The organism is Pseudoalteromonas sp. G4, assembly GCF_028875915.1.
In the GTDB taxonomy this organism is placed as follows: Bacteria; Pseudomonadota; Gammaproteobacteria; order Enterobacterales; family Alteromonadaceae; genus Pseudoalteromonas.
Genome location: NZ_JAPEHW010000012.1, coordinates 39,005 through 55,142, shown reverse-complemented (window position 1 = coordinate 55,142; position 16,138 = coordinate 39,005). Strand labels below are relative to the sequence as shown.

Below are 16,138 nucleotides of genomic sequence, written 5' to 3'. Positions count from 1 at the left end.
TTAAAGCCTTTTTTAAATTAAGCTTCTGCTTTTTTCTGTCGACCGAGCAAATTCATTGCGGCCAGTTTTACATCCTGCCCTTTATAAAGCACATTATAAATCTGTTCACAAATTGGCATTTCAATGCCTGTTCGCTCAGCAAGCAAAAACACTTCTTTGGTATTGCGGTAGCCTTCAACTACTTGACCAATTTCTTGTTGTGCTTGCTCAACAGTTTGACCTTTACCAAGTGCTAAACCAAATCGACGGTTACGCGATTGATTGTCGGTACAGGTTAGGATTAAATCACCGAGGCCTGCCATACCCATAAAAGTTTCTTGTTTTGCTCCTAGGGCAACCCCAAGACGAGTCATTTCCGCAAGACCGCGCGTAATTAACGCAGTACGTGCATTGGCGCCAAAGCCAAAGCCGTCAGAGATGCCCGCGCCAATTGCTATCACATTTTTAATTGCACCACCGAGTTGCACACCAACCAAGTCATCATTGGAATACACGCGGAAAGAACGACCACAGTGCAGCATTTCAGAAACATCTTCAACTAACTTAGTATCCGCTGAAGAAAGAGAAATCGCGGTTGGTAATCCAATAGCCATCTCTTTGGCAAATGTTGGCCCAGATAACACACCTAGGCTAACATCATCACCTAGCACTTCTGCAGCTAATTGCTGTAATAAACGACCAGTGTTAGGCTCAAGCCCTTTGGTTGCCCATAAAACTCGTGCTGTTGGTCTTAAATGCGGTTTAATTGCCGTTAATGTTTCGGCAAACGCATGGCTAGGTACAACCACCAGCACCACATCTGATGATGAAACTGTGCTAGCAAGATCATCATTTAATGCCAAGGTATCTGGAAACGCTGCGCCAGGTAAATAACGCTGGTTTTCACGTGCTGTTGCGAGCTCTTCAATTTGTGCCTTATTGCGCCCCCAAAGAACTACATCATGTCCATTTCGGGCAAAACAAATAGCAAGGGCGGTCCCGTAAGAGCCCGCCCCTAGTACTGCAACAGCATTATCTGCTGAAGTAGTCATAACAAATTATGCGTCAGCAGCTTGTGATGCTTGTTGTTGCACATATTGCGCAAATAATGCATCAAAGTTAACTGGCGCAAGATTTAACTGCGGGAAAGTACCACGGTTAACCATGTTTGAAACAGTTTCACGTGCATAAGGGAATAACACGTTAGGACAGAAAGCACCTAGCATGTGTGCAAGTTGACCTTCGTTAGCAACGCCAATCGCGAAAATACCAGCCTGCTGTACTTCACATAAGAACGCAGTTTCTTCACCAATTGTTGCGTGAACAGTTACAGAAAGAACAACTTCAAAAACACCATCATCAAGCTTGTTTGAACGGGTATCTAAGTCTAATTTAACTTCTGGTGCCCACTCTTTTTGGAAAATAGCTGGTGAGTTTGGCGTTTCAAATGATACGTCCTTTACATAAATACGTTGAACTGCAAACTGAGGACCTTCTGCTTGTTGTTCTGCGCCTAAGTTTTGATTCTCTTCTGTCATTTTAATTTCCTAAAATTTATTTTATACAAGCAAACTGTCAAGACGACCAGACTGTTCTAACGCCATCATATCATCACAACCGCCAATGTGTTGGTTGTTAATGAAAATTTGCGGAACAGTGTAACCACCGTTTGCTTTTTCAATCATTTCATCGCGAAGTTCAGGCTGAGCTGCAATATCAAACTCAGTAAACTCAACACCTTTTTGCGTTAAAAGCATCTTCGCTCTTACACAAAATGGGCATGTTGGTTTTGTGTAGATAACAATATTCGCCATGATTATTTTCCTGTTGTAAGCGGTAAGTTAGCGTTTTGCCAAGAAGTAATACCACCTGATAAAACATTCACCTGCTCATAACCTGCTTTAACCAGTCCATTTGCAATAGACTGTGCAGTCATACCTGAAACACATACCAAGATAATTGGGTCAGATTTAAACTTTTCAAGGCCTACAAACTCACCTTGTTTTGCTTTTTCTGCTGCAAGGTGAACACTGCCTGCAATATGACCTTGGTTAAAGTCTTTTAAGGCACGAATATCAACAACATGGCCGTTTTCACGGTTGACTAAATGCGTCAGTTGTTGAGGGCTAACCTGTTTCACAGCTGAAAAGCGAGATTTAAACCACCCAAGTACAATGGCGCCCAATAAGCCAACCCAAATTAAACATAAAATCAGGTTGTTAGTAACAAATTCGACAAATTGTGCCATCACTTTCTCAATTTTTCTTTACATTAAAAGTGGCCAAGTATACACGGATGATATGAATAAATTCTAGCTCTGCTAGGGTTTCAATTGAAAATTTTAAAAGCATATGGCTTAACTGCTGAATCTGTGGTGAAAAAATGATATAAAAGACGCGCTATTTTGTGCGCTGTGCTTATACGCGCAATTCTATTTGAATGAGGAATGAGAATGTCGTTACAGAAAAAACCATTAGTACTGATTATCTTAGATGGTTGGGGATACAGTGAAAAAACCGAGAGCAATGCTATTTTAGCAGCTAACACCCCGGTAATGGATCGCTTGTGGAAAGAATACCCAAGCACACTTATTTCAGGTTCTGGTTTAGATGTAGGCTTACCTCATGGTCAAATGGGTAATTCTGAAGTTGGCCATGTAAATTTAGGTGCTGGTCGCATTGTTTACCAAGACTTTACACGAATTACTAAAGCAATTGACGATGGCGAGTTTGCCGAAAATCCCGCCATTGTAAACGCGATTGATAAAGCCGTTGCTAACGACAAAGCAGTTCATCTATTAGGCCTTTTAAGCCCAGGTGGCGTGCACTCTCATCATGAACATATTGTTGCAGCAATTGAAGTAGCAGCAAAACGTGGCGCTAAGAAAATCTACGTTCACGGCTTTTTAGACGGCCGTGATACAGCGCCGCGCAGCGCAGAACAACCAATTAAAGATATCATTGCAAAATGTGAAGCACTTGGCGTGGGTCAAATCGCCAGCTTAGTTGGCCGTTATTTCGCAATGGATCGTGATAACCGCTGGGATCGCGTTGAAAAAGCCTATAACTTAATGACACAAGGTAGCACAGAATACAGTTTCAACTGCCCATTAGCCGCATTAAATGCTGCTTATGAACGCGACGAAAACGATGAATTTGTGTCTGCTTCAGCTATTTTAGATGGCGACAAGGCTGCAACAATCAATGATGGCGACGCAGTGTTATTTATGAATTTCCGTGCTGACCGCGCTCGCCAAATGACACGAGCATTTGTTGATGCTGACTTTACTGGTTTTGCTAAACAAAAAGCCCCTGCACTTGCTGATTTTGTTATGTTAACTGAATACGCAGCGGATATTAAAACCAGCGTTGCTTTCCCACCAGAAAAACTCGCAAATGTGTTTGGTGAATGGTTAGAAAAACACAACAAAACCCAACTTCGCATTTCTGAAACAGAAAAATACGCACACGTTACCTTTTTCTTCAGTGGCGGTCGTGAAGCTGAGTTTGAAGGTGAGGAGCGTGTTTTAATTCCATCACCTCAAGTTGCAACGTACGATCTACAACCAGAAATGAACTCGGCAATGCTAACTGACAAATTAGTTGAAGCAATCGAGTCTGGTAAATACGATGCAATTATTTGTAACTACCCGAACGGCGATATGGTTGGTCACTCCGGTGTCTTTGACGCTGCAGTTAAGGCCTGTGAAGCCGTAGATAGCTGTATTGGTCGTGTAGTTGACGCGTTAGAAAAAACAGGCGCAGAAGCGCTTATCACTGCCGACCACGGTAATGCTGAGCAAATGGTTAACCCTTCAACGGGTCAAGCGCACACAGCACACACTAGTGAGCCTGTACCTTTTATTTATGTTGGACGAAATGCGACACCACTTGAAGGCAAAAAACTGAGTGATGTAGCGCCAACTATGCTTCATCTGATGGGCATGGAGCAGCCAAGCGAAATGACTGGCGAAACCATTATGAAGTTGAATTAAGCCATGCGCTGCTCTGTTTTATTAGCTGTTATATTTGTATTAGCTTGCCAAGTGCAAGCTAATACCGAGCGTACCAAAGACGATCTCAACCAAGTTCAGAAGCAACTTAAAGACACGAATAAAGCATTCAAAGAGCAGCAAATTCTGCTTAATCAAATTGAACAAGACCTCAAAAATGCTGATGCAGCTATTGCTGCCAGTTCAAAAAAGCTAAAACAGCTTAAATTTGATGTTGAATTAAACCTCACCGAACAGGCAACCTTAAAAGACAAAATTAAATCGCTAGAGAAAGATAAAGCGAATCAGCAAGCGGCTCTTGCTGCACAGCTTAAAAGTGCCTTTATGACCGGCAATCATGACTATGGCAAATTATTACTCAGCCAAGACCAAGTTCAACATGTAGAACGCACATTAAATTACTATCAATACCTTAATAATGCACGCATAAAAGAGCTTGAAAAATTAAAAGCAACACTCATTGAACTAGAAAATAGCCGCCAACTGCTTGCACAAAATCAATCGCAGCTCGAAGCTTTGCTAAAAACACAAGAAGAGCAGCAAAACGCGCTGCTAGCAGCTAAAAAAGAACAAAAAGAAAAATACCAAACATTAAAAAATACGTTGCAAAAAACCCAATCACAATTGGTTTATCTCAAACAAAATGAGCAAGTTTTAAAACAAACTCTAGAGCAGCTCAGCCGAGATTTAGCGCAAAGTGAAGTTAAGCTTAATGGCTTACAAGCGCGTAAAGGCAAACTCGATTGGCCTTCTCGCGGTAAACTTACCCATCGTTTTGGCCAGAAAAAGCATGGTAGCCTTAAATGGAAAGGCGTTTTAATGAGCGGCAAAGAAGGAGCGCCGGTTAAAACTATTGCTGATGGTCAGGTTCTTTTTGCTGACTGGTTAAAAGGGTTTGGCTGGGTAATTGTGGTTGATCATGGTAAAGGATTTATGAGCCTTTACGGCCATAGCCAAGCACTTTTAAAAGAAGTTGGTGACAAAGTGAAAGCCGGTGAACAAATTGCTTTAGTCGGACAAAGCGGTGGACAATCAAATCCTAGTCTATACTTTGAAATACGGCATAAGGGAAGAGCGGTAAACCCTGTTAAATGGTGTAGACGAATTTAGGATTCAAAATTGGCTACACCTCATTTGAGGAGTGAGCCAATGACTTTTTTTCTTAACACATTAAAAATAAGCATATTGGTCTGTGTTATTTCGATAACACCTGCATGGGCTGAATCAAAAGCAGCCGCACAAGTTTCAATTGCTGAAGTTTTAGCAAATATTCAACATTTTTATGTTGATGATATTGACGCTCAAAAACTCAATCAACATGCAATTGAATCTATTTTCAAACAGCTCGACCCACATTCTGAATTTCTCGATCAAAACGAACTTGAAGCGTTATTTAATGTTGCCAATGGACGCTACACAGGTCTTGGCATTGAAGTTGAACAACGTGAAGAACACATTGTTATTGTCGCAGCAGTGGAAAACTCTCCAGCTCATACAGCGGGATTAGCCAAAGGTGATATTCTGTTAAAAGTGAATGGCACTTCGGTAATTAACCAAACCATTAAACACGTTTCACAGTTAATCAATCAAAAACAGCAGCCACAAGTAACACTGACAATCGCTCGAAGTGGACATGTGGACCCGCTATTTTTTGAGGTAGAACGTAAAAAAATCGACCTTAAAAGTGTACGCGGTAGCATCAATAATCAAGGTATCGCTTACCTTCGCATTATAAACTTTAACAACCACACACTTTACGATGTGGCAAAAGAACTGGCTCATTTGTCACAAATTGTGGCGGGAGATATAAACGGCCTCATTATTGATTTACGTGATAACCCTGGTGGTATATTGGATAGCGCTATAGAAGTATCTGATTTATTTTTAGAAAGTGGCGTAATTGTCAGTACCAAAGGGCGTTTTGCTGAAGCTAATCAAGAATACTATGCACAAGAAGGTGATGTATTAAGTGGCGCACCTATCATCGTTTTAATTAATGAAGGCTCAGCATCCGCTGCTGAAATATTAGCGGGCGCACTGCAAGACAATCAAAGAGCGCAATTAGTTGGCACACGCTCTTACGGTAAGGGATCGGTGCAATCACTTATCCCACTTGGCGATGGTCAGACAGCGTTGAAACTAACCACGGCTAAATATTATACGCCTAGTGGTCGCTCCATCGAGGGCACAGGCATCTCGCCGGATTACCCAGTTTTACAAAATGAATTAGCACGTAATGAACGTTTTTCTGCGCTAAAAGCTGACACTTTCGTTAATGCGAAAGTGCATGATCTTCAACTTGAAAAAGCATGGCAATTATTGGAAAAATAAGTCATCATAACTTAGGTTTCGAGAGGGGCTCAGGATGAGCCCACACTAAAATAAAAGAATAATAAGAATACGTGTGCGCCCATTTATTTACTTCATTTTACTAATATTAAACATATATAGTGTGCAATGCTTTGCTGCTCGTGTTGCCATTCTCATTGACGATATCGGCAATCATGCGAATGATCTGACGGCATTAGATATATCAGGGCAATTGTCATACGCTATTTTACCTTTCACGCCGTATGCTGATTCATTTTCAAAGCGTGCCGCCACACTCTCTCGCGATGTAATACTGCACGTTCCGATGGAAGCAATAAGCGGAAAAGCACTCGGCCCTGGCGCTTTAACTTCTAATATGGACAAAGATGCACTGCAAAAAGAGTTAAATGCCGCTCTAGATAACTACCCTCAAGTGATTGGCGTAAATAATCATATGGGTTCGTTTTTAACGCAGAAAGTTGTGCCTATGGCATGGACAATGGAAGTGCTGCGCGACCGCTCTTTATTTTTTATTGACAGCAAAACATCTAAAGATAGCCAAGCACAAAATATGGCAAAGCTTTTTGGAGTTGCTAATGCCTCTCGTCAGGTATTTTTGGATAATATTCCGAACGAAAAACAGATGATGTTTAGACTTAGGCAGTTAATTCATATTGCTAAAAAATCAGGTTCAGGCATCGCCATTGCGCACCCCTACCCTGAAACGATCAAGTTTTTACCCAATGCTATCACGGCATTAAAAGAAGAAGGTATTGAATTAGTGCCAGTATCAGATTTGATTGTAGACAAACCGATTAGACTTGCCAATCAGTCAAATGCTGATTAAATAAACTGATTAACAAGTAGGTAAAGCAATAAGCGTTTACCTTATTGCTTTATTTGAAAATTAAACCTTACGCAAACATCGTCTTCGCGTCATTTAGCAAATCTTTGTAAACATCGCTTTCTAAAACACTGATATCTGCGAGTACACCCTTATCAACATAAGTTTGAAGTGCAGCTTCTTGGTCAGTGACATTGAGTAAACCTTCGCTGATTGCTGCAATACGAATAAAATCGACATAACACGGTTTTTCTGGCTTATACCCTGGGCTTGCCCAAAGTTCCGCGACTTCAACAAAGTCATCAGTGAAATCCCAAGCACGCATAATCTGACCACCAATTCGGCCGCCCAGCTTTTGAATGGCTTGCGCTAAAAATTGCGGGTTTGCAAATACATCCTGATGTCGTTCAGCTTCGGTAAGAATTGGTAAAATACCAATGTTATACACAAGCGATGCCAACGTGATTGTGTCGATATTAAGCGAACTATGTTTATTGTCTTTCAAATGTAAGTTCAACAAGGTAATTGCTGATGACGCAACATCAACGGTTTTTTGCCAACTTTTAGAAAGGTATTCTTTTACTATTTTGTTTTTAGAGACAAATAGTTGCTCCATTGCCATTGCTGTTGCAATGTTTTTAATTTGTCTTAAACCAATACGTGTTACTGCCTGATTTAGCGTTGACACCTTAACAGTGCGGCCTAAAAAAGCGCTATTCGCCACTTTTATCATACGTGCTGATAGTGCCGGGTCATGAGCAATTACATCACTCATTTCAATCAAATTAATTTCAGGATTGTCTGCAGCCTCTCTTACCTTAACTGCAACTTCTGGAAGGGTTGGTAACACGAGCGTATCGTTGTTAATTTTCTCAACTAAAATGGTAAGTAATGCGTTTTCTGTAGACATATAAAAATCGTCCTTTTTATAGTTTTCTGTTTGCCCGAGCGAACTCGTTGCTCCAAGTAACCAACTGGTTTCAACCAACATATTTAAGCAAATTTTGATTATAGTTTTATGTTATATTTCAAAGCTCTTCAAAATAAGCTTAGCCTAAATATCGCACTGCGTTAAACAATTTATTCGGTTAAATTAAATTGTTCAATTAATTTAAGTAATTGCTCGTTACGGTATGGTTTTGCTGGAAAAGTTCCCCAAACCGGTTTTGGCCATGCAACATCATTTTGGTAACGCGCAATATGATGAATATGTAATTGTTCAACAACGTTGCCAAGTGCAGCAACGTTTAATTTATAAGGTGAGAATACGTCACGGATCAAATGCTGTAGTTGACGTGATTCATGTTGTAATTCATTTTGCTCTTCATCATTTAAATCAATAATATCTCGCGCACCTTCAACCTTAGGTACCAAAATAAACCATGGGTACTGACTATCATTCATTAAGAGCACTTTACAAAGAGACCAATCAGCTATTTCAATACAGTCTCTTTGCAATTCTTTTGCTAACTCAAACATTACTTTACCTTCTTGAATCTTTACGTCGTTTATAGCAATTAGTTGCCATTAGATCTATATCTTCATACCATCAGGCAATCACACATAACTGTAACTAAGAGTAAATAATGAATAAGACATTGATTGCTTTAGCAGGGGCAAGTTTAATTAGCGCTTCAGCGTTTGCTGAGCCGCTAACCCTTGAGCGCATTTTTTCAGACCCAAGTTTGGCAGGTAAAGCTCCTGTAAAACTAAAGTTTTCCCCTGATGGAAGCCGTGTTACTTACCTACAAGGTAAAAAAGAAGACTATAACCGTTACGATCTTTGGGAATACAATTTAAAAGACAAAACCAATCGTTTATTAGTTGATTCAAATAGTATTTTCTCTGGCCCTGAAACTTTATCAGACGAAGAAAAAGCACGCCGTGAACGCATGCGTGTATTTGGTAAAGGCATCATGGAATACATCTGGTCTAAAGATGGAAAAGCACTTCTTTTCCCACTAAACGGTGATATTTATTACTACGACCTTGCAAAACAGCAATCTCGTAAACTGACTAACACACCTGAATTTGAAACAGACGCTAAAATTTCACCTAAAGGCAATTTTGTTTCATACATTCGAGCGCAAAACCTATTTGTACAAAACTTAGCTACAGGACAAGAAATTCAATTAACCAAAGATGGCACTGATACCATTAAAAACGGTATGGCTGAGTTTGTTGCACAAGAAGAAATGAGCCGAATGACAGGCTATTGGTGGAGCGGCAATGAAGAAAAAATTGCATTTACACGTATTGATGAATCACCTGTTGCGGAAGCGATTCGTAACGAGATTTACGCTGATGAAGTAAAGCTCTTTAACCAACGTTACCCGTTTACCGGTACCAATAATGTCGATATTCAACTGGGTGTTGTAAGCCTTAACTCACAGCAAATTGATTGGGTCGATATGGGTGAAGATAAAGACATTTATCTTGCCAGAGCACAATGGTTAAAAGATGATAAAACACTGTCTTACCAATGGCAAAATCGCTCGCAACAACGTTTAGAACTGCGTTTTTATAATAGTGATAGCAAAAAACAAAAAACAGCTCTGACAGAAACAAGTAACACCTGGATTAACTTGCATTTTGATTTGCGTTTTCTTGATGATAAAAAGCACTTTGTTTGGGCATCAGAGCGTGATGGCTTTAAACACCTTTACCTGTACAAAGTAGATGGCACCTTAGTACGCCAAATTACCCAAGGTGATTGGATTGTTGAGAGTATCAAAAGCATTGATGAAAAAAATGGCTTAGTTTACTTTTCAGGTCGTGCAGATACACCGCTTGAAAGTCACTTATATTCAGTAAAACTATTTGAAAAATCAAAACCTCGTCGTTTAACTGAAACAGGTAAATTCCATTCAGTTGTCATGGCAAAAGATAACCAAACCTTTATTGACCGAAGCTCTAGTGTAAATCAGCCTGCACAAGTATCACTGCGCGATAATTTAGGTAATTTTATTACTTGGTTAGAGCCAAATCGACTTGATAATAATCACCCATTAACACCTTATCTGAACGATTTAGTTGAGCCTGAATACGGCACACTTAAAGCAGATGATGGCCAGCTAATGCATTACCGACTATTTAAACCTAAGTCACTTGAAGCAGGCAAAAAGTATCCTGTAATGGTCAATGTTTATGGTGGGCCTCATGCGCAGCGTGTTACTAATAGCTGGCGTAGCAAAAACCTATATTTCCAATATATGGCACAACAAGGCTATGTTGTTTTTCAATTGGATAACCGTGGTTCATACAATCGAGGTAAAAAGTTTGAAGATCCTATCTACAAACACTTAGGTGAAATTGAAGTACAAGACCAAATTAAAGGCGTTGAATTCTTACGTACTCTAAATTATGTAGATCCAGAGCGTATCGGTATTTACGGCCATAGCTATGGTGGCTATATGGCACTAATGACCATGTTTAAAGCGGGTGACTACTTTAAAGCGGGCGTATCAGGAGCACCAGTGACTGATTGGGCACTGTACGACACTCATTACACTGAGCGCTATTTAGGTCACCCAGACACAAATGCTCAAGGTTACGAAAAGAGTGCTGTCTTCCCTTATGCAGAGGGCTTATCTGGTCCACTAATGATTTATCACGGCATGGCCGACGATAACGTATTGTTTACCCATGCAACTAAGTTATTTAAACAATTACAAGATAACGCTCAGCAATTTGAAATGATGACTTACCCAGGCTCTAAGCACAGCCTGCGAGGCAAGAAAGTGCAAACACATTTGCATCAGACAATTACTGATTTCTTTAATCGCCACTTCCAAAAATAACGACTAAACAATTAGTCTTATGGATTAAAAGCGGGCTTGCCCGCTTTTTCTATTTCTTTTATAAAAAGAATGTCTTAGGTCAAATTATATTTCAAAAAATATAGTCTAATATTAAAACAATAAATCAAATAAGGGTGGCATTATGACAACACTTCGCCGCATCACTATTCAACAACGTTTAGCCATACTGGTTAGCTTAATCATACTCGGCTTAGCATTATTAAGCGCCGCCACATTGAACTCTCAGTATCATTTATTAAAAGATGAGTCATATCAAAAAACCCGAAGTTTAGTCGAAGCTGCGCACAGTATTATTGAGGCTTATCACAAACAGCAAATAAATGGTGAACTCACTGAAGATCAAGCCAAACAAGCAGCAAAATCTGCTATTAGTGAAATGCGTTATGAAGGAAACAATTATTATTGGATTAATGATACGTCGCCTACCATGATCATGCATCCAATGAAGCCCGAACTAAATGGCAAGTCATTAGCGAATGTAAAAGATCCAAATGGTGTGGCCCTATTTGTTGAAATGGCCGATATCGTTAGGCAAAAAGGCGAAGGCTTTGTACCTTACCAATGGCCGATGCCTGGCGCTAAAGATCCTGTTGATAAAATATCGTATGTGAAAGGGTTTAAACCTTGGGGCTGGATTATTGGCTCTGGTATTTACTTGGATAACCTCGACGAACTTTTTGCCGAGCAAGCAACAAAATTATTAATTCAAACCATAGTAATCATTGCACTTGTTGGCTTGCTTGCTTATTTAATCGGTAAAAGCATTATCCTACCAACCATTGAGGCAACCAAATTAATGAAAGATGTTGCTCGTGGCGAAGGAGACTTAACCCGTAAACTTACTTCCGATGGCAACGATGAAATCGCCCGTTTATCAGCATACTTTAATGAGTTTTCAGACAAAATGCGTGACTCACTTAAGCAAGTTGCAAATACATCGCAACAAGTGTTACATCAAGCAAATATGGTGGCACAAACAAGCGATAACAGCCAAGAATATATCCAAATGCAGTCAGACAATACCACACAAGTTGCTACTGCTATGGAGCAAATGACTGCACAAATAAGAGAAGTAAGCGATAATGCTAACGCAGCAGAGCAAGCTGCAAATCAAGCTCGCGAAAATACCCAAGCAGGTAAAGGTGTTGTAACCCAAACAATTAGTCAGATTGAATCTCTCTCAAATAATATTGATCATGTTAGTGAAGTGGTTGCATCACTGGCCGCTGAAAGCGACAACATAGGTGCAGTGCTTGATGTTATTCGCGGTATTGCTGAACAGACTAATTTACTGGCGTTAAATGCAGCTATTGAAGCTGCTCGGGCCGGTGAACAAGGACGCGGTTTTGCGGTAGTAGCAGATGAAGTAAGAACACTTGCAAGCAGAACAGGACAAAGCACTGAAGAAATTCAACAGATGATTCAAAAACTGCAACATGGCGCTCAAGAAGCTGTTTCAGCGGTAACAGCTTCACAATCCACTTCAAAAGAAACGGTGACTCAAGCAAGTCAGGCTGATGAAGTACTCAATCAAATTGATGAGCTTATGAATGTGATTTCAGAAATGAACAGCCAAATTGCTCGCGCCACAGATGAACAAAGCCAAGCCGCAAGTGAGGCTAATATGCGCATAAATGAATTAGCAGGCATGGCCGATGAATCATTAAACAATACCCATCAACTCAACGCTGCAAGTAGTGAGTTAATTGCAAGCAGCGAAGAAATGAGCGCAGTGGTCAATCGCTTCAAATTAGATTAAACAAAAAGGCCAAACACTGTTTGGCCTTTTTGTTTCGCTTCTAATCTAATTAAGCACAAAATGTCGCATAAATACTCGCTAGTGATGCAGCGGTTGGTTTGCCATGTTGCCAATCGCCACCTTCAACGCCACTTCCAGCAATGTCCACATGTATATATGGAATAGGTAATTCAGAGCTTGCACCGTGTTTGTCTAAACCAGAAGCCACAGCTAAAAATGCCATTGGGAATTGGTGTCCACGTGCAGTAATTGCTGATGGTGCATTGTTACTTGAAAGTACATCATCTGCTAATGTTTTAGGTGCGATAAAGCTGTAATCTTCACGACGCTCACGTGAAACTTCTGAGCCATCAGCCCATAAATCACCTTGCGCTGCGATATTGTGCGATAAGTTAAGTACTTTTGATGCTCCATTTTCAACCAGCGCAGTATAAGGCCCCATAGCGCGTGCGGCGTGACCTGTTAGTGTTGCAACAGTAAATACCACTGGATTCACTTCACCTTTTGCAACATCTTTAATTTCACTTAGTAAATCACCCATTGCTAAACGACCTTCAGCATCGGTGTTACCAATACGTACGCGCACACCTTCACGACTTGTAATAATCTCATCTGGCACAAAACAGTCAGAACCGATTGAATTACGAACAACAGCTAAGTACGCGATTACTTTAACGCCTTTAGGTTGATGTTCAGCAATACTCTTCATAAAACCCGCAACAGATGCCGCACCACCTTTATCGCGACTCATACCCGCCATTGCACCACCTACTTTTAAGTCAGCACCACCGGTATCATAAACAAGCCCCTTACCAACAAATAAAAGTGTTCTTTCAATATCACCTTGTGGTACATATTCTAGCTTAATCACTCGAGGGTGATGACGCTCAACTGCATATGAAGCACGAGCAACCGTGCTTAGCATCGGGTAATTTGCATCAATGAATTGTGTGTCAGAAATGACTTCAACCGAAACAGCAGTGTTCTCAAATAATTCTTCACAGTAATCAGCAAACCTTGGAGGAGCCATACGCTCAGGCTCTGTACCACATAGATCACGCGCGGCGTACTGACCCATTGCAATTGCATGCGCATAATGGCTATCGAATTCACCAATCATGGTAATAGACTGCACTGGTTCAATTTCAGCACCATGATATTCTCGTGCTTCGAGTGGTTGCCATAATGCTTGGCAGGCACCTAAATAAGATACACTTATTGCTTGCTGATAGCGCGCATCTTGATGGCCAAGCACTAGAATCGCTGGATTTATTGAGCCAGCTTGTTTTGCTTCTAAAATCCCTTGCTTTGCTGCATCAAAATAACGACGCACGTCATCATAATCACGGTTTAATGGACCCGTTGGCGCTAAAATTAGACGTTTACCTGGCGCTTCATCATTTACCAATAAAAGTGATTTTTTCCCAATACGTCTGTCGTATTGAGCCGTTTTTAATACACTTTCTTTAAATTCATCTGGTAAAAGAGATAAGTCTGGCGAAATAACAATTAAGCCATCAATGTATTGAGGTAAATCTGAAATAGATGCCGCTTGAAGCGCCTTAGGTGAAGTCATTTTTAAACCTTACTGAACGAATAATAACGCATTGTAATGTCGCGTTAGTTTAGAAAAGATGGCTTAAATATGGGGTTAAATTTAGAAAATTCAAGTTTCAAACATTGCAAGCTGATCTTGAGTGGATTGGTTCTCAGAAATACCGACACCAATACCTAATAGCCTGACCCCTTTGTTAGCTCCTCGTCGGTAAGCTTTTTCAATTAAACGAGAAAAAATAGTGTCGTCTAAACGGTTTTGTACTCACAAAGTCATTAAACTTTACTTTAACTGACAGCTTTGAAATTCTATTTAACAACCCTTTTGCTGCGAGTCTTGCATCAAGCTCTGCACGAAGCTTAGGAAGCTCTTCTAAACACTGTGCAAGTGTTGTTTTGTCATATTCGTAAGTATGCTCTACCGACAGTGATTTTCGAATTCGTGACATATTAATACTGCCAATCACTTCACCGTTACACTTTTTAAAAAGCTCAGCCCCCCAATTGCCAAACTTTACCTGCATTTGATTTAATCCCAAATTAAGTACGTCTTCCCCAACAAATAAGCCAGATGCATTTAACTTCTCCAGAGTCACTTTTCCTACCCCTGGAATTTTTTTTAGGTTGAGCGACTTTAGAAATGTATGTACGCGATGGGGCGGTATTAAACAATAGCCATTAGGTTTATTTTCATCGCTCGCGATTTTAGCTACAAATTTAATTGGCGCAATTCCAGCAGACGCTGTTAATCCCGTTGTTTGATAAATTTCGTCTCGAATAGCATTGGCAATTAAAGTTGCGCTACCAGAATGAAGTTTGCAATCTGTTACATCAAGATAAGCTTCATCTAACGACAGTGGCTCTATTAAATCCGTATATTTAGCAAAAATATCGCGCACTTGGCATGATACTTCTTTATAAACCGACATTCGACCTGGCACAATCAGTAAGTCTGGGCACAATTGCAACGCCTTATAGTTAGACATAGCAGAGCGCACACCATACTGGCGCGCAATATAATTTGCAGTAGCTAACACCCCTCTTCGGTGTTTACCACCTATAGCAATGGGTTTATCTCTTAAGTCGGGATTGTCACGCATTTCAACAGCGGCATAAAAACAATCCATATCGATATGTATAAATTTTTTCAAAATAAAAACACTGTTTATATATACAGTTTAATTATGAACTATTTAAATAACTTTCAGCAAGACTTTATTTTTAGTCAAAATCACTAACATTTAGTTTTAAACACTAAACACATCACAAAACCAAAAAACCAAACCATTGATAAATAAGACAATAATTTGTGGCACCGTTTCTGCTATAGAAATGAAAAATATAATATTTGAAATTTATTCAAGGATTTTTATGAAATACTTAGTTTTAGCATCAGCACTTACTCTTCCATTACTAACAGGCTGCGTTGTCGCTGTTGGTGGTGACGGTAAAACCAGCCATACTTCTAGCTGGGAAAGAACCCATGAGAACAATCGTAAAGCAATCGCAAATATGGAACTTGGTAAAGAGTACCAACAAGTAATAAATAAATTGGGCACACCAAGTTTTTCTGAGTTAGTTAAACAAGGCGATACTGAATTTCGTGTACTTTATTACGCAACAAACTCAATTCATTCTGATGGAAAAACCACTAAGGACGAATGTACACCGCTTGTTTTTAAAAATAATCAGTTAACTGGTTGGGGCGAAAATGCGTTAAACCAACTTAAAAACTAGTCAATTCAAAGGAGCAATTAAGTTTGCTCCTCCCTTCTAAAAACCAAAAAAACTATTCATTTATAAGCATTTACAATTAACCATTGACTATTACGATAAGTTTCGTAATATTAAATACGAAA

Annotated in this window: 14 protein-coding genes and 1 pseudogene; 7 read left to right on the top strand and 8 right to left on the bottom strand. The window is 39.9% G+C overall.

Annotated elements, in window-relative coordinates; all coding sequences use genetic code 11:
• Positions 1-17: 17 nt before the first annotated feature.
• From gpsA to ON073_RS06335, 4 genes are read right to left on the bottom strand one after another with little or no spacing between them, the layout of a single operon-like run.
• Complete coding sequence (gene gpsA, locus ON073_RS06350; RefSeq protein WP_274761029.1) at positions 18-1,031, bottom strand: NAD(P)H-dependent glycerol-3-phosphate dehydrogenase; 1,014 nt, start codon at positions 1,029-1,031, stop codon at positions 18-20.
• A gap of 6 nt (positions 1,032-1,037) precedes the next feature.
• A complete protein-coding gene (gene secB, locus ON073_RS06345; protein WP_274761027.1) occupies positions 1,038-1,517 on the bottom strand; it encodes a protein-export chaperone SecB in 480 nt (159 codons plus the stop codon).
• 21 nt (positions 1,518-1,538) lie between these two features.
• Positions 1,539-1,793: a glutaredoxin 3 gene (gene grxC, locus ON073_RS06340; protein ID WP_274761026.1), complete on the bottom strand. Its 255-nt coding sequence runs from the start codon at positions 1,791-1,793 to the stop codon at positions 1,539-1,541.
• 2 nt (positions 1,794-1,795) lie between these two features.
• Positions 1,796-2,227 carry a rhodanese-like domain-containing protein gene (locus ON073_RS06335; RefSeq protein WP_274761025.1) on the bottom strand — a complete coding sequence of 144 codons (432 nt, stop codon included), beginning with the start codon at positions 2,225-2,227 and terminating at the stop codon, positions 1,796-1,798.
• Between the two features lie 204 nt (positions 2,228-2,431).
• Between ON073_RS06335 and gpmM the strand changes: the two genes are divergently transcribed.
• The 4 genes from gpmM (at position 2,432) to ON073_RS06315 (ending at position 7,148) form a co-directional block, all read left to right on the top strand.
• On the top strand, positions 2,432-3,973 hold the full coding sequence (gene gpmM, locus ON073_RS06330; RefSeq protein ID WP_274761024.1) for a 2,3-bisphosphoglycerate-independent phosphoglycerate mutase: 1,542 nt from the start codon (positions 2,432-2,434) through the stop codon (positions 3,971-3,973).
• A gap of 3 nt (positions 3,974-3,976) precedes the next feature.
• Entirely contained in the window at positions 3,977-5,101 is a 1,125-nt protein-coding gene (locus ON073_RS06325) for a murein hydrolase activator EnvC family protein (protein WP_274761023.1), read from the top strand.
• A gap of 39 nt (positions 5,102-5,140) precedes the next feature.
• Complete coding sequence (locus ON073_RS06320) at positions 5,141-6,322, top strand: S41 family peptidase (RefSeq protein WP_274761022.1); 1,182 nt, start codon at positions 5,141-5,143, stop codon at positions 6,320-6,322.
• Between the two features lie 112 nt (positions 6,323-6,434).
• Positions 6,435-7,148 (top strand): divergent polysaccharide deacetylase family protein, encoded by a 714-nt coding sequence (locus ON073_RS06315; protein ID WP_274761044.1) that lies wholly within the window; start codon positions 6,435-6,437, stop codon positions 7,146-7,148.
• Between the two features lie 67 nt (positions 7,149-7,215).
• On the opposite strand, the gene ON073_RS06310 is transcribed toward ON073_RS06315, so the two are convergent.
• A complete protein-coding gene (locus ON073_RS06310) occupies positions 7,216-8,055 on the bottom strand; it encodes an HDOD domain-containing protein (RefSeq protein WP_274761021.1) in 840 nt (279 codons plus the stop codon).
• A 170-nt stretch (positions 8,056-8,225) separates the two neighbouring features.
• A complete protein-coding gene (locus tag ON073_RS06305) occupies positions 8,226-8,624 on the bottom strand; it encodes an HIT domain-containing protein (RefSeq protein ID WP_274761020.1) in 399 nt (132 codons plus the stop codon).
• A gap of 107 nt (positions 8,625-8,731) precedes the next feature.
• Here ON073_RS06305 and ON073_RS06300 point away from each other — a divergent pair, with 107 nt between their 5' ends.
• Together ON073_RS06300 and ON073_RS06295 are read left to right on the top strand one after the other, a co-directional pair.
• Positions 8,732-10,945, top strand: coding sequence for a S9 family peptidase (locus tag ON073_RS06300; RefSeq protein WP_274761019.1), 2,214 nt, complete (start codon positions 8,732-8,734; stop codon positions 10,943-10,945).
• 142 nt (positions 10,946-11,087) lie between these two features.
• Complete coding sequence (locus ON073_RS06295) at positions 11,088-12,725, top strand: methyl-accepting chemotaxis protein (RefSeq protein ID WP_274761018.1); 1,638 nt, start codon at positions 11,088-11,090, stop codon at positions 12,723-12,725.
• A 49-nt stretch (positions 12,726-12,774) separates the two neighbouring features.
• Here ON073_RS06295 and ON073_RS06290 read toward each other — a convergent pair whose 3' ends face one another.
• On the bottom strand, positions 12,775-14,301 hold the full coding sequence (locus tag ON073_RS06290; protein WP_274761017.1) for a M17 family metallopeptidase: 1,527 nt from the start codon (positions 14,299-14,301) through the stop codon (positions 12,775-12,777).
• A gap of 90 nt (positions 14,302-14,391) precedes the next feature.
• A pseudogene (gene dinB / locus ON073_RS06285) lies at positions 14,392-15,430 on the bottom strand (DNA polymerase IV).
• 220 nt (positions 15,431-15,650) lie between these two features.
• Between dinB and ON073_RS06280 the strand changes: the two are divergent.
• Positions 15,651-16,016, top strand: a complete 366-nt coding sequence (locus tag ON073_RS06280; RefSeq protein ID WP_274761016.1) for a DUF3192 domain-containing protein — start codon at positions 15,651-15,653, stop codon at positions 16,014-16,016.
• The last annotated feature ends 122 nt before the right edge of the window (positions 16,017-16,138 follow it).

Bases quoted from the DNA above. Each gene is read 5' to 3' on its own strand.
- gpsA (WP_274761029.1), bottom strand. From the start codon at position 1,031: ATGACTACTTCAGCAGATAATGCTGTTGCAGTACTAGGGGCGGGCTCT.
- secB (WP_274761027.1), bottom strand. From the start codon at position 1,517: ATGACAGAAGAGAATCAAAACTTAGGCGCAGAACAACAAGCAGAAGGT.
- grxC (WP_274761026.1), bottom strand. From the start codon at position 1,793: ATGGCGAATATTGTTATCTACACAAAACCAACATGCCCATTTTGTGTA.
- ON073_RS06335 (WP_274761025.1), bottom strand. From the start codon at position 2,227: ATGGCACAATTTGTCGAATTTGTTACTAACAACCTGATTTTATGTTTA.
- gpmM (WP_274761024.1), top strand. From the start codon at position 2,432: ATGTCGTTACAGAAAAAACCATTAGTACTGATTATCTTAGATGGTTGG.
- ON073_RS06325 (WP_274761023.1), top strand. From the start codon at position 3,977: ATGCGCTGCTCTGTTTTATTAGCTGTTATATTTGTATTAGCTTGCCAA.
- ON073_RS06320 (WP_274761022.1), top strand. From the start codon at position 5,141: ATGACTTTTTTTCTTAACACATTAAAAATAAGCATATTGGTCTGTGTT.
- ON073_RS06310 (WP_274761021.1), bottom strand. From the start codon at position 8,055: ATGTCTACAGAAAACGCATTACTTACCATTTTAGTTGAGAAAATTAAC.
- ON073_RS06305 (WP_274761020.1), bottom strand. From the start codon at position 8,624: ATGTTTGAGTTAGCAAAAGAATTGCAAAGAGACTGTATTGAAATAGCT.
- ON073_RS06300 (WP_274761019.1), top strand. From the start codon at position 8,732: ATGAATAAGACATTGATTGCTTTAGCAGGGGCAAGTTTAATTAGCGCT.
- ON073_RS06295 (WP_274761018.1), top strand. From the start codon at position 11,088: ATGACAACACTTCGCCGCATCACTATTCAACAACGTTTAGCCATACTG.
- ON073_RS06290 (WP_274761017.1), bottom strand. From the start codon at position 14,301: ATGACTTCACCTAAGGCGCTTCAAGCGGCATCTATTTCAGATTTACCT.
- ON073_RS06280 (WP_274761016.1), top strand. From the start codon at position 15,651: ATGAAATACTTAGTTTTAGCATCAGCACTTACTCTTCCATTACTAACA.